Genomic DNA, 11,834 nt, shown 5'->3' with positions numbered 1-11,834 from the left:
CCGAGCACGACGACGATGCGTAGCACCCCTTACCGACCCGGGCTGCGAACGATTTCGGCCGGATCAGCTGCGTTAGAAGCCGTCATAGTGGCTATCTATCATATAGAGCAGGTCGGGTAGGAGGTGACAATGTCAACTCGAACATGGTCAACTCGAACATGGTCGACTCGTGCATGGTCGACTCGGACATCATCGACTCGAAGATGGTCGACTCGAACATGGACTCGCTGGCTGCTCACGCATGGCCTCCTGCGGACCTATCTCCAGTGGTCGGCGCATCGAGGTGATCCGCTCGGGCAAATCGCCTTCGGTCAAGATCGCTTGCTCGGCTCATCACCGTACATCGAGCAGATCCGGCGGCGGGGCCGAATTACCAGGATGTCGGGGGTGTACGTCACGGCAGACTACGAACTGTGCCGACTCGTCCTGCGCGACCGACGCTTCAGCGTGGTCCCGCCCTTCCATCCAGCCCTGCCGAAGCCGGTCCGCTGGCTGGTAACCAAGACGGACCTGGGACTTCCCAATCTCGGGGAACCTCCTTCGATGCTGGTGACCGATCCGCCGGATCACACCCGGTACCGACGGCTGGTCGGGCAGGCATTCAGCCCGAAGGCGATCGCCACGCTGGAGAAACGAATCGCCGAAGTGGCCGACGACCTTGTCGAACGCCTGGAATCGAATCCTCGCCCCGATCTGATCGGCGACTTCTCCGCACAGTTGCCCGTCACGATCATCGCCGAGATCCTCGGGCTGCCGGCCGACATGCATTCGACCCTGCTGAAATGGGGAGACTCCGGTGCGCCGCTGCTCGAACGTGGCCTGAGCTGGACCACCTACCGTCACGCGATCGAAGATCTGGCCGAAGTAAAACAGTACTTCGACCAGCACCTCGACGGACTCACCGCCGAGCCGCGCGATGACGTGCTCAGCATGCTGGTGCGAAACGACGAGCTCACCCGCCGCGAACAAGTGGCCAACGCGGCCCTGTTACTGGACGCCGGATTCTTGACGACAGTGAACATGCTCGGCAATGGCATCGTCCTGCTGACAAACCATCCGGACCAGCTGGAACTGCTGGCCGCGCAGCCCGGGCTGTGGCCCAACGCGGTCGAGGAGATCCTGCGCTACGACGGCCCGGTGCGGATGACCGGCCGGGTCGCGAACTGCGACGTCGACATCGCCGATCAGCGCATCGAGTCGGGCAACCTGGTCCTGCTGTCGCTGGCGGGTGCCAACAGCGACCCTGCGGTCTTCCCCGATCCCCGGAAATTCGATGTGACCAGGGAAAACGCGGCGGAACATCTGGCGTTCAGCAGCGGGATACACGGCTGCCTGGGAGCCAGGTTGGCCCGATTGGAAGGCACCATCGCGCTGCGGGCACTGTTCGATCGGTACCCGAATCTCAGCCTGGACGGCCCACCGGTCCCGCATCCGCTGCGAAACCTCCATGCCTACCGCTGCATGCCCGTCGAACTGTCGGTCGACTAGCCCAGCTACCGGGCGCGACGGCGCCGCTACAGCGAGACCGGGTACACCGGCTCCTGGATCTCCGGTTTGATCCGTTCCTCGACGAAGATGCCGTGCCACACCATGAACACCAGCAGCGTCCACAGCCGCCGGCTGTGATCGGCGCTCCCGGCGCGGTGTGCGACCAGCATCTCGCTGATCGCGGGCTTGTTCAGCAGGTGGCCGGTCTGCGACTCGGTGATCTGCTGCTGGGCCCAGTCGTAGAGTTCCGAACCGCGTAGCCAGTGCCGAAGCGGGACCGGGAAGCCCAGTTTGGCGCGGTGCAGCACATGCGCGGGGACGATGCCCTCCAGCGCCTGCCGGAGCGCGTACTTGGTGGTCTCCCGGGTGATCTTCTGGTCGAACGGCAGCCCCTCCGCTACCTTCAGCACCTCGGCATCCAGGAACGGCACCCGCAGCTCCAGCGAGTTGGCCATGGTCATCTTGTCGGCTTTGACCAGGATGTCGCCGCGCAGCCAGGTGAACAGGTCCAGGTGCTGCATGCGTGCGACCGGGTCCCAGCCGCGCGACTGGGCATACAGCGGCGCGGTGACGTCCTGGTGCGTCCATTCGGGCCGGAATTCGCGCAGCACGGTCCGCAGCTGGGCGTCATTGAAACTGCGCGCATTGCCGTAGTAGCGCTCTTCCAGGGTGAGCGAGCCGCGGTGCAGCAGGCTCTTGCCTCTGGTGCCTTCCGGGATCCGGTCCGACAGCTTGCCCGCCAACCTGCGCAGCCCGCGAGGCAGTTTCTCGAACGGCTTCAGCGACAACGGTTCCCGGTAGATGGTGTATCCGCCGAACAGCTCGTCGGCCCCTTCGCCGGAGAGCACCACCTTGACGTGCTTGCGTGCCTCTTTGGCCACGAAGTACAGCGGGACCAGCGCCGGGTCGGCGACCGGGTCATCCAGGTACCAGACGATCTCGGGTATCGCCTGGGCGAACTCGGCGGGGGAGACTACTTTGACGACGTGTCGCGCGCCGATCGCCGCGGCGCTCTCGGCGGCCACGTCGATCTCCGAGTAGCCCGCGCGCTCGAACCCGGTGGTGAAGGTGATCAGCTTGGGGTTGTGCCGCATGGCCAGCGCGGCGACCGCGGTGGAGTCGATGCCGCCGGACAGGAACGAGCCGACGGTCACATCGGCCCGCATGTGCTTGGCGACCGAGTCCTCGAGTGCCTCGGCGATCTCCCGGTAGCGGGCTTGCGCCGAGCCGGGGGCGAACGGACGGACCCCGAACTTCGGGGTGAAGTATCGAGTGATCGTCGGTGCCGCACCCGGGCGCACAGTGGCATAGCTGCCCGATTCCAGCCTGCGCACGTCCTTGTGCAGCGTTTCCGGTTCCGGCACATACTGCAGCACCGTGTAATGTTCCAGCGCCCGCGGATCGAGCGCCTCGGCGAGCTGCAGCGCAGGCAGCAGTTCCAGCAGGCTCTTCTTCTCGCTGCCGAACGCGGTGCCGCCCGGTCCGGTGGCCAGGAACAGCGGTTTGATGCCGAACGGGTCGCGGGCGAGGAACAACTCCTGGGTCTCGGTGTCCCAGATCGCGAAGGCGAACATGCCCCGCAGACGCCGCACCGCGTCCGGTCCCCAGTAATGGAAGGCCGCGACGATCGCCTCGCTGTCGCCCTCGGTCCGGAAGATCTTGCCGTCCGGGAACTCGGCCGCGTGCGCCTCGGCGATCTCGCTGCGCAGTTCCAGATAGTTGTAGATCTCGCCGTTGAAGGTCAGCGCGTAGCGCTCGGGGTGCTCGGGCGGGCCCCAGCGCAGCGGCTGGTGGGAGTGTTCGATGTCGATGATCGACAGGCGGTTGAAGCCGACGATCAGGCGCTCGTCGTGCCAGGTACCGCGCTCGTCCGGGCCGCGGTGGCGCACGCAGTGCAAGGCTTCGTAGACCTGCTCCACTGTGCCAGGTGCCGCCTCGTCAGATGCCAGGAATCCGAGCAGTCCACACACGGCGTCGGCAACCTCGTTTCTCGCAGTCGGGATACGCGCGCGCACCGAACGGGGCGCACAGGGTGAAAGCTAGTGTCCGAGTATGCCGCACACATCGCGTCCGCGCCTCGCACGCACCGGGTCCTGGCCGGAAGCGCTGGTGGCGATGATCCGGCCGCGCCCGGCCAGGAGCTGAAGCCGACCCGGCGACAACAGGGGCGTCCGTTTGGTCTACGCTGCGTAGTACTCAGGTCTCTCTCAGGCGACCCGCGCGTGAATGCGCAGGCCCGGAGGGTGCCGGAGAACGAGCTTAGGACGTATCGTCAGGGCCCATCGCAGCCCTGACGATGCACTGTCGGAATGTGTGGCGACCAGGAAGGCGTGAGCGTGGCGCACAAGGCGAGCGAAGAGATCGGGGCACGACCAGCCCCGGGCCCGCAGGGCCGTATCCTTCGGCGGGCCGGGCTGGCGGTGTCCTTGGGGATCACCGTGCTGCTCGTCTCGGGCTGCTCGATCGACAATGTTTGGCTGCGGTTCGGTTGGCCGTCGGGTATCACGCCGCAGGCGACCCGGATGCGGGAACTGTGGACCTGGTCGGTCATCGCCGCGCTGGCGATGGGCGTGCTGGTCTGGGGCCTGACCTTCTGGACCGTCGCCTTCCACCGGAAGAAGGCGGACTCGCCGGAGTTTCCCCGGCAGACCGGCTACAACGTGCCGCTCGAGCTGACCTACACCGCGATCCCGTTCGTCATCATCGCCGTACTCTTCTACTTCACCGTGGTCGTGCAGAACTTCGTGCACGAAAAGGTGAGCGACCCCGACGTCACGGTCGACGTGACCGCCTTCCAGTGGAACTGGAAGTTCGGCTATCGCAACGTCGACTTCAAGGACGGTTACAAGTTCAACGGCATCGACACCGCGCGTGAGGCGCTGAGCCAGGAACAGCTCGAGGGGTACAAGGAGCGGACCAAGGACGGTCACCCGCAGCCGGGCCCGGTGCACGGCAAACCGGAGAACGACATTCTGTCCTACCTGCACTATGACAAGGTCGAGACGATCGGCTCCAGCAGCGAGATTCCGGTTCTGGTGCTGCCGACCGGCAAGGTGATCGAATTCCAGCTCGCCGCCGCGGACGTCATCCACGCCTTCTGGGTGCCGGAGTTCCTGTTCAAGCGCGACGTGATGCCGAATCCGAAGGAGAATCACTCCGACAACGTCTTCCAGATCACCAAGATCGAGAAGGAAGGCGCGTTCGTCGGCCGCTGCGCGGAGATGTGTGGCACCTTCCACTCGATGATGAACTTCGAGGTCCGCGCGGTCTCGCCGGACAAGTTCACCAAGTATCTGGATGCGCGCCAAGCGGGCAAGACGAACGCCGAGGCGCTGCAGTCCATCGGTGAGTCCCCGGTCGCCACCTCGACGACGCCGTTCAACACCAAGCGCGACCTCAAGAGCGCGGCCGCGGCTGAGAGCAAGTGAGGAATTGATCTGACATGAAGATCGAAGCTCGGATTTTCGAACTGCTCACGGTGTTCTTCGTCATCGTGGCGGTGGTCTACGGTTTCTTCACCGGCCAGTCGCGCACCGGCGTGGAGTGGGCCGGCACCACGGCCACGGTGTTGACCGCGGGCCTGTCGCTGATCATCGGTACCTACTTCCGTTTTGTCGCACGTCGTCTCGATCTGCGCCCGGAGGACTACGAGGACGCGGAGATCGTGGACGGCGCGGGCGATCTGGGCTTCTTCTCGCCCGGCAGCTTCTGGCCCATCACCCTCGCCGCCGCCGGCGCGGTGACCGCCCTTGGCCTGGCGTTCTTCCAGTTCTGGCTGATCGGCATCGGAGTGATCTGCGTCCTGGCCGCCGCCGCGGGGCTGGTGTTCGAGTACTACCTCGGGCCGGAACGGCACTGAGCCGAAAGACCTGCTGAAACGGCCCCACCGGAATCCGGTGGGGCCGTTCTGTGTGTCCGGGTATGCTCGCCAGTCGAGTCGGCGCCAGGGGTATCCCGCGCGGGGAGAGGGGAGGAAGGATCGGCAGTGCGGTACTTCAACACCACCGGGCCGTGCGACCCGAGACGCCACTACATGCTGCCCGCCGCCGAGCGCCTGATCGACGCGCGGCGTTACATCGGCCGGGGCCAGTACTTTGTCGTGCACGCGCCCCGGCAATCCGGCAAGACGACGAGCCTGGCGCAGCTGGCCCGGCAGCTGACCGCTGAGGGAGAGTACGCGGCATTGCATTTCTCCTGCGAGGCTGCCGAGCCCTTCGGCGACGATCTCGATCGTGCCGAGCGGGTGCTGCTCGACGTGATCAGCAAGGTGGCCGCGGCGCGCGGGTTCGCGCCCGAGCTGTCGCCACCAGATCCGTGGCCGGAGGCGGCGCCGGGCAACCGGATCAATGCCGGGCTGACCGCGTGGGTCGCTCGGTGCCCACGGCCGCTGGTGTTGTTCTTCGACGAGATAGATGCGATCCGGGGCGAGAGTTTGCGGAGCGTGCTGCGTCAGCTGCGCGACGGGTACACCATCAACCGGGACGGGTTCGTGCACGCGATCGTGCTGTGCGGGCTGCGTGACGTCCGTGACTACAAGGCGGCTTCCGGCGGTGATCCGGCCCGGCTCGGGTCGGCGAGCCCATTCAACATCAAAGTCGAATCGGTGCGCATCGGTGACTTCAGCCGTACCGAGGTGGGCGAGCTCTATGAGCAGCACACCATGGCGACTGGGCAGGAGTTCACTGCTCGCGCAGTGGATCTCGCGTACTTCTATTCGCAAGGTCAACCCTGGCTGGTCAATGCCCTCGCCGCGGAAATGATCGATCGGATGCGGGTCGACTCCACGATTACCGACGACCACATCGACGAGGCGAAAGAGCGTTTGATCATCGCTCGGGCTACCCACCTGGACTCCCTGGTTGCCAAACTCGAGGAACCTCGGGTGCGACGCGTTATCGAACCGCTGATCGCAGGTACCCTCCCGAATGTCGACCTGACCTTCAATGATGCCGTCAGCTACGTTCGCGATCTCGGCCTGGTCGCGACTGGCAGGATGGTCCGTGTCGCCAACCCGATCTATAACGAGGTCATCGTTCGGGTTCTCGGTAACGGAGTCGAAAGTGTCATCCTCGCCGAGCCGAGCAGCTTCCGGTTGCCTGATGGACGGCTCGATTTCCCGCGTCTGCTCACCGAGTTCACCGGGTTCTGGATGCTGAACGGGGAGATCCTCGCCGCGCAGCAGGGCTACCACGAGGCTGCTGCACAACTGGTGATGATGGCGTTCCTCCATCGGATCGTCAACGGCGGCGGCTATATCGATCGCGAGTACGGCGTCGGCCGAGGCCGAATCGATCTGCTCATCCGTCAGCCCTACACCGACGCGAACGGCCACCGAGCGTGGCAGCGCGAAGCGCTGGAGCTGAAGGTGTGGCGGGACAGGGAATCCGATCCGCTCACCGACGGGCTCGGTCAGCTCGATGGCTATCTCGATCGGTTCGGATTGCGCACCGGGGTGCTGGTGATCTTCGACCGACGCTCTCAGGCCGAGCCGATCGACCGGCGCACAGCGTTCTCCGAGGCGACAACACCTGCGGGGCGGAGGGTTACCCTTCTGCGCGCATGACTTCGATCGGCTCGCGGCTCGCGGCTCGCGGCTCGCGGCTCGCGCGGCGGGGCACGAAGACTGCCGAAACGGCCCCGAGCCGGTGGGGCCGTTTCGCATGTACGGTGTGGGCTTGATCGTCGTCGGTCTTATATATCTGGTTGCAGCACAACGAGATTCGGTAGACGGCGGGCGCCTGTGGTCAGTTCGAAGGACAGATCGCCGTAGCCGAGTGCGAGTTCGGCCAGTTGCCGCCATATGTAGTGGATGTGCGGCTGCTGCGTGTCGCGGCTCAGTGCGGTGTGGGCGAGCACGGAGTACTCGGCGAGCCGGTCGACCACCGCGCCGATCGTTTCGGTATGCATGTACGCCGCGCCCAATGCCTGCGGCAACGCGGACGCGACCCAGTGGTCGATGTCCCGGGTCAGCCTGGTGCGATGACGGTCGATTTCCTGCCGTTGCGCGTGCGGGGTGTCCTGGAGTGCTTCGTGGAGGCTGGCGAGTTCATACGCTGCCTCGAGAACCGGGTGCGGCTGGCGGATGCTGCCGGTGCAGGCTTCGAGCAGAAGGTCTTTCGAAGGCAGAACTGGGTTCACCGCTTGCTCCCCGTGACCGATGGACGGCGTATGTCCTGTGCGAGGGCGCTGAGTCGGTCGAGAACCTGTTGGAATGTCTGGACTTTCGGCAGATTGTCGTGTGTCGGCGACCACTCGGTGTCGTCGGCGGGGAATGAGACGCCCCGCAGATATGCCCGCTCGCGTGGGCTCAGTTCCGGCGGCGTCATGCGGCCGTGGCGGACGAGGGTGTAGTACGCGACCCACTTCCACGCGCAACGATCGACCTGGCATGCGCAATGCCGCTGCATCTGCCGATGCGCCAACTCGATCTCGGCGACGGCGCAGATACGCGGCGGGCTGACGAGGGTGGCTTCGCTCATCACGCCGTTCCGCTCTCGACTGCCGAACGCACCCAAGTGCTTTGCGGGGAAACGGTTTCCAAGTCACAGCCTTCGTCACAGATCAGCGCGGGCTGGTTGTTCACCTGCTCCAGATCGAACACGACAATGATTTCCACGCCGAGCCCAGCAGCGATGCCGAGCGCGTACCGGATCGGATCGGGCTCATCGGCCGGCGGGCGGATGGCGTAAACGTACTGATAGCCCAGCGTGCGAGCGTGGCGCCGCACCTCATCGGCATGACGTGGCGCGTTCAGTCCGGACACATCATTGCGTACGAGCCCGATGGCCTTCGGCCTGGGCGCTATCGGTGGCGCGATGATGTCAGTGGGTGGTGGTTTGATGATGCGGGTGCAGGTCATGGGTTCGTTCCCCCTGTTCGAAGTCGATAGGCTGGTCGGCGTGGCGTCCGGGCAAGCGGGACCGATCGCCTCGGTTGCCGGCCCGATCCTTAGCTGAAGTTGTTGTCGCTCCGGCAAATTGGGAGATGTCGAACGGCGGTATCACCCGAATGCCATGACCAAGAACATCACCGACGACCGATCGGTTCAATGCAAATCGGATGTCCAGTGGCAATTCTCCCGAAGCTGCACGTGGACATCCGGCAGTGCGATAGAACTGAACCGATTTCGTGTGTCACTCGATCCGATTCCGCGCTGAAGGGGAGGCCATGACCAGCGGCATTGATGACATCACCGACACCGGACCGAACTCGACCCTACCGAGACGCCAACTCGGCCGCTTTCTACGCGAGTCCCGAGAAGCGAACGGCTTCACCCTCGCCAATGCGGCGAAGCTGGTCGAGCTGTCCCCGCCCGCCCTCCAGCGCATCGAGACCGGCCAAACCCAGAAGGTTCGCAGTCAAGACGTCCGAGCTCTGTGCGAGCTGTTCGGCGTCAACGCGGAAGATACCCGAAGCGCGATCGACCTTGCGGCCCTCGCCAAGACGCAGAGCTGGTACCACGCCTACGGGGGCCTGTACTCGACCGCGTTCAACATGTACGTCGGGCTCGAAGCGGCTGCGCGGCATCTGATCACGTACCACGAGCACGTCCCAGGACTATTGCAGACCGCCGACTACGCACGCGCGGTGATCGGTGCATATCCCGGATTCAAAGACCGTGACAACGTCGACCGGCGCGTGGAACTCCGACTCAAGCGACAGGCCATCGTTACCCGTAGGGTCAACCCGGTCATGCTGGAAGTGCTGCTGCACGAGTCCGCGCTGCGCCGGGTCGTCGGTGGTCGAAAGGTCATGGTGACCCAGCTTCGGCATCTGGCGGAGATCTCCAAGCTGCCGAACGTCGTGCTGCGGATAGTCCCGTATGGTGCGGGGCTGATCTGGGGTATGCCACACGGGTCGTTCACCGTTCTCGGGTTCGACACGACCGCAAAGGGCGAGCCTGTCGAGCCGCCGATTGTCTACATGGAGGGTGGGCCGAGCCAGTCGGTATACCTGGAGAAGCCAGATGAGGTACGGCTCTATAGTGATCTTGCTTCCGACATCCAGAGTGCATCGCTAGACGATAGGCAGACCCGGGAACTGATTCGCCGGGTGACGAAGGAGTACGAGCGTGACCAGCATTGACCTATCTGGAGCCGAGTGGTTCAAGAGCAGCTACAGCGGCAGCCAGGGCGATTGTGTCGAGGTGGCGTGGGTTGACGCGGGCGGCGTCGGCGTTCGCGACTCGAAGAACCCGACTGGTCCGGCTCTGGTGTTCACGTCCGGTGAGTGGGCTACCTTCACGGCGGGCGTCACCGACGGCGAGTTCCATCGCCCAGCCTGACAAGGGAGTACGTGGATGAGCGTCGACGTTGCCGGAGCTCGATGGTTCAAGAGCAGCCACGGCGAGAAACCGGGCAGTGCGTAGATGCTGCGTGCCACCATGCGGCTGCGGTCGGCGTTCGTGGCGGCCAGCAGCGAGCACCACACCCGGCCGTGTCGGACAAAGCGGCCGGACCCGAGCGGTAAGGTGTGGAGTTGTATGTGCTCCCGGCCGAAGCGCTGGTCGAGTGGCCGGTCACGAGCCTTCGTGAGGCGAAGCGTGGTACCGTCCGCCGGAGAAGACTCGATTCGGGGGGTTTAGCCATGACCGAGGCAAGAATTGATTACGGCCAAGCTGAGATTGCCGCGTTCAATCAAGCTGCGAGCGCGGGCGCGATCCGCTACGAGGAAGGTGCGGTTCAGGAAGCTGTGGCTCTGTACGAGCGGATGATCAACGAGTTGATCGTTGTACGGGACAGACTGCGAGAAGCGGCCCAGGGCACTAGTTTCGGAGGGTTCGATTCGGCTCAGCAACTCCGAAATGGCTTCTCCAATAAGGCTGTTAGTGGTATTGACGCGGTCAATCAACTGATCGAGGGCGCTATGCGGCTGCAGGAGGCGTATCTTCGGGCTGGCGGGTTGATCGCTGATGCCGATCAGAGAAACGCCGACGCACTGCGCTTCGCCGCTCAGAACGCGGGATTGGACGAAACCAACGCATGAAAATCTACAGGGCGACGCCGTCTTTGTGCATGATCGCGCTACTTGTGGCTGGGTGCGGAAACAGTGTGCCTGACACCGGATCTGCTGGTAGTGAAACTTCAACAAGCCAACCTAGCCTGGCTGTCCCGGTATCACCGGCACCCAGCCAGGTCAACAAGGGGAGGGGCGCCGTCGAATACGATCCCTGCCTGAAATTGGATGACACCACGGTTTTTCGCGCCGGATTTGATCCCAGTACTCGCGCCCGAGCCGACCAAATTTATGACACATATTCTTTTATTGGATGCAAATTTGCACATAAAGAGCAGGTTCGCGGAGTGTCCGTGGTGATGAGATTTCTGACTGTATCCGCGACGAATATCACACTGGACGAGTTCAGAAATCGTGAAGGGAGTAATGTAACCGAAGCAAAGGTAAATGGTCGAGATGCGATAACCTATCGTGACGCAAGTGCTGAAGCATGCTACGTCACAATAGGCGTCAGTGGCGGCACGATCGACGTAGCCAAGAGCGTCAATGGAGCTTCGACCGCTGAACGACCATGTGAGCGAATTACCGAAATAGCCGAGATAGTTGAATCGGCACTTGGCAAATAATTGTTGCGATGAACGGGGCGTTCGGTCCGTCGCCTCCTGGTATTCCAGTGTGATCGAAGCTTCGCTTGATGGCTGATAGTGAGCCTCGGCAATTATTTCCCGGCACTTGTCGTCGGAACGATACGCAGGTACGGGGTGGGCCGAACTGAGTTACACAGTTTGAGATCGCCACCACTGAGTGCTGTCGCCCACAGGAGCCACCGCGGATTGTCTGGGTGTTCGCCGCTGGCTGACTCAGCTGTGGTCCACGCTACTAGGTAATTGAATGGAGTTCGGTCGAAATCCAGTGCATTCAGGCTTCCGTTTTCTTCAATGAAGTACTTTCCTGGCGTGTTGTATTCGCATGCTTCGACCGTGAAAGAGGAATGCTGTGGACCGTCTTGAACCCGGACCATGCGCCCAATCATGCCGCCAGTGTAGCGCCCCGACAACAAATCTGACGAATAGTCGGGTGCAACACGCTTATTCCACTCGGCTCGGGCATTCGGGTCGACAACGGCCTGCGTCTCGAGATTCAGTGTATCGACGACGAACTGGGCAATCTCGAGGTCTTGGCCTTCAAGAGGCGTGCCGATATCCCAGCGGTCGCTCGGCGGTGGATATGAAAGCCGTGAAGTAGCATCCTCAGAATTCGTACTCTTGAGTACCGCCGCCAACGCTAATGCCAGAATAGTCGCTGCACCCAGAATCGCGAGACGTCGATTAGATTTAACGGTGGCGATCAGTGTGGAAAGGGATGTATTCATCGAACCCTTCTGCTCTGGA

Annotated in this window: 13 protein-coding genes; 8 read left to right on the top strand and 5 right to left on the bottom strand. The window is 63.3% G+C overall.

Annotated features, from left to right (window positions below; translation table 11 throughout):
- Positions 1 to 378 precede the first annotated feature (378 nt).
- Positions 379 to 1,488 (top strand): cytochrome P450, encoded by a 1,110-nt coding sequence (locus ACT86A_RS21830; RefSeq protein ID WP_445094035.1) that lies wholly within the window; start codon positions 379 to 381, stop codon positions 1,486 to 1,488.
- Between the two features lie 26 nt (positions 1,489 to 1,514).
- On the opposite strand, the gene asnB is transcribed toward ACT86A_RS21830, so the two are convergent.
- Positions 1,515 to 3,458, bottom strand: coding sequence for an asparagine synthase (glutamine-hydrolyzing) (asnB, locus tag ACT86A_RS21825; protein ID WP_445094034.1), 1,944 nt, complete (start codon positions 3,456 to 3,458; stop codon positions 1,515 to 1,517).
- A gap of 366 nt (positions 3,459 to 3,824) precedes the next feature.
- Between asnB and ctaC the strand changes: the two genes are divergently transcribed.
- From ctaC to ACT86A_RS21810, 3 genes are all read left to right on the top strand, one after another.
- A complete protein-coding gene (gene ctaC / locus ACT86A_RS21820) occupies positions 3,825 to 4,916 on the top strand; it encodes an aa3-type cytochrome oxidase subunit II (protein ID WP_445094068.1) in 1,092 nt (363 codons plus the stop codon).
- Between the two features lie 14 nt (positions 4,917 to 4,930).
- On the top strand, positions 4,931 to 5,347 hold the full coding sequence (locus tag ACT86A_RS21815; RefSeq protein WP_445094033.1) for a cytochrome c oxidase subunit 4: 417 nt from the start codon (positions 4,931 to 4,933) through the stop codon (positions 5,345 to 5,347).
- Positions 5,348 to 5,473: 126 nt separating this feature from the next.
- Positions 5,474 to 7,051 carry an AAA family ATPase gene (locus ACT86A_RS21810; RefSeq protein WP_445094032.1) on the top strand — a complete coding sequence of 526 codons (1,578 nt, stop codon included), beginning with the start codon at positions 5,474 to 5,476 and terminating at the stop codon, positions 7,049 to 7,051.
- Between the two features lie 128 nt (positions 7,052 to 7,179).
- On the opposite strand, the gene ACT86A_RS21805 is transcribed toward ACT86A_RS21810, so the two are convergent.
- From ACT86A_RS21805 to ACT86A_RS21795, 3 genes are read right to left on the bottom strand one after another with little or no spacing between them, the layout of a single operon-like run.
- On the bottom strand, positions 7,180 to 7,626 hold the full coding sequence (locus ACT86A_RS21805; RefSeq protein ID WP_445094031.1) for a DUF4254 domain-containing protein: 447 nt from the start codon (positions 7,624 to 7,626) through the stop codon (positions 7,180 to 7,182).
- Positions 7,623 to 7,967 carry a hypothetical protein gene (locus ACT86A_RS21800; protein WP_445094030.1) on the bottom strand — a complete coding sequence of 115 codons (345 nt, stop codon included), beginning with the start codon at positions 7,965 to 7,967 and terminating at the stop codon, positions 7,623 to 7,625. The genes ACT86A_RS21805 and ACT86A_RS21800 overlap by 4 nt, the downstream gene beginning before the upstream one ends.
- A complete protein-coding gene (locus ACT86A_RS21795; RefSeq protein ID WP_445094029.1) occupies positions 7,967 to 8,347 on the bottom strand; it encodes a hypothetical protein in 381 nt (126 codons plus the stop codon). The genes ACT86A_RS21800 and ACT86A_RS21795 overlap by 1 nt, the downstream gene beginning before the upstream one ends.
- Before the next feature lie 308 nt (positions 8,348 to 8,655).
- Here ACT86A_RS21795 and ACT86A_RS21790 point away from each other — a divergent pair, with 308 nt between their 5' ends.
- The 4 genes from ACT86A_RS21790 (at position 8,656) to ACT86A_RS21775 (ending at position 11,069) form a co-directional block, all read left to right on the top strand.
- Positions 8,656 to 9,573, top strand: a complete 918-nt coding sequence (locus ACT86A_RS21790) for a helix-turn-helix domain-containing protein (RefSeq protein WP_445094028.1) — start codon at positions 8,656 to 8,658, stop codon at positions 9,571 to 9,573.
- Positions 9,560 to 9,772, top strand: coding sequence for a DUF397 domain-containing protein (locus tag ACT86A_RS21785; RefSeq protein ID WP_445094027.1), 213 nt, complete (start codon positions 9,560 to 9,562; stop codon positions 9,770 to 9,772). Before ACT86A_RS21790 ends, ACT86A_RS21785 begins: the two co-directional genes overlap by 14 nt.
- A 188-nt stretch (positions 9,773 to 9,960) precedes the next feature.
- A complete protein-coding gene (locus ACT86A_RS21780; protein ID WP_445094026.1) occupies positions 9,961 to 10,473 on the top strand; it encodes a hypothetical protein in 513 nt (170 codons plus the stop codon).
- Entirely contained in the window at positions 10,470 to 11,069 is a 600-nt protein-coding gene (locus ACT86A_RS21775; RefSeq protein WP_445094025.1) for a DUF3558 domain-containing protein, read from the top strand. Before ACT86A_RS21780 ends, ACT86A_RS21775 begins: the two co-directional genes overlap by 4 nt.
- 92 nt (positions 11,070 to 11,161) lie before the next feature.
- On the opposite strand, the gene ACT86A_RS21770 is transcribed toward ACT86A_RS21775, so the two are convergent.
- Positions 11,162 to 11,815, bottom strand: coding sequence for a hypothetical protein (locus ACT86A_RS21770; RefSeq protein WP_445094024.1), 654 nt, complete (start codon positions 11,813 to 11,815; stop codon positions 11,162 to 11,164).
- Positions 11,816 to 11,834: the final 19 nt, after the last annotated feature.

The organism is Nocardia glycosmidis (assembly GCF_052545115.1).
This window is presented reverse-complemented; position numbering and strand designations above follow the sequence as displayed.

Coding starts and splice junctions, on each gene's coding strand:
- ACT86A_RS21830 (WP_445094035.1), top strand. CDS start 379: ATGTCGGGGGTGTACGTCACGGCAGACTACGAACTGTGCCGACTCGTC.
- ACT86A_RS21790 (WP_445094028.1), top strand. CDS start 8,656: ATGACCAGCGGCATTGATGACATCACCGACACCGGACCGAACTCGACC.
- ACT86A_RS21815 (WP_445094033.1), top strand. CDS start 4,931: ATGAAGATCGAAGCTCGGATTTTCGAACTGCTCACGGTGTTCTTCGTC.
- ACT86A_RS21770 (WP_445094024.1), bottom strand. CDS start 11,815: ATGAATACATCCCTTTCCACACTGATCGCCACCGTTAAATCTAATCGA.
- ACT86A_RS21800 (WP_445094030.1), bottom strand. CDS start 7,967: ATGAGCGAAGCCACCCTCGTCAGCCCGCCGCGTATCTGCGCCGTCGCC.
- ACT86A_RS21795 (WP_445094029.1), bottom strand. CDS start 8,347: ATGACCTGCACCCGCATCATCAAACCACCACCCACTGACATCATCGCG.
- ACT86A_RS21775 (WP_445094025.1), top strand. CDS start 10,470: ATGAAAATCTACAGGGCGACGCCGTCTTTGTGCATGATCGCGCTACTT.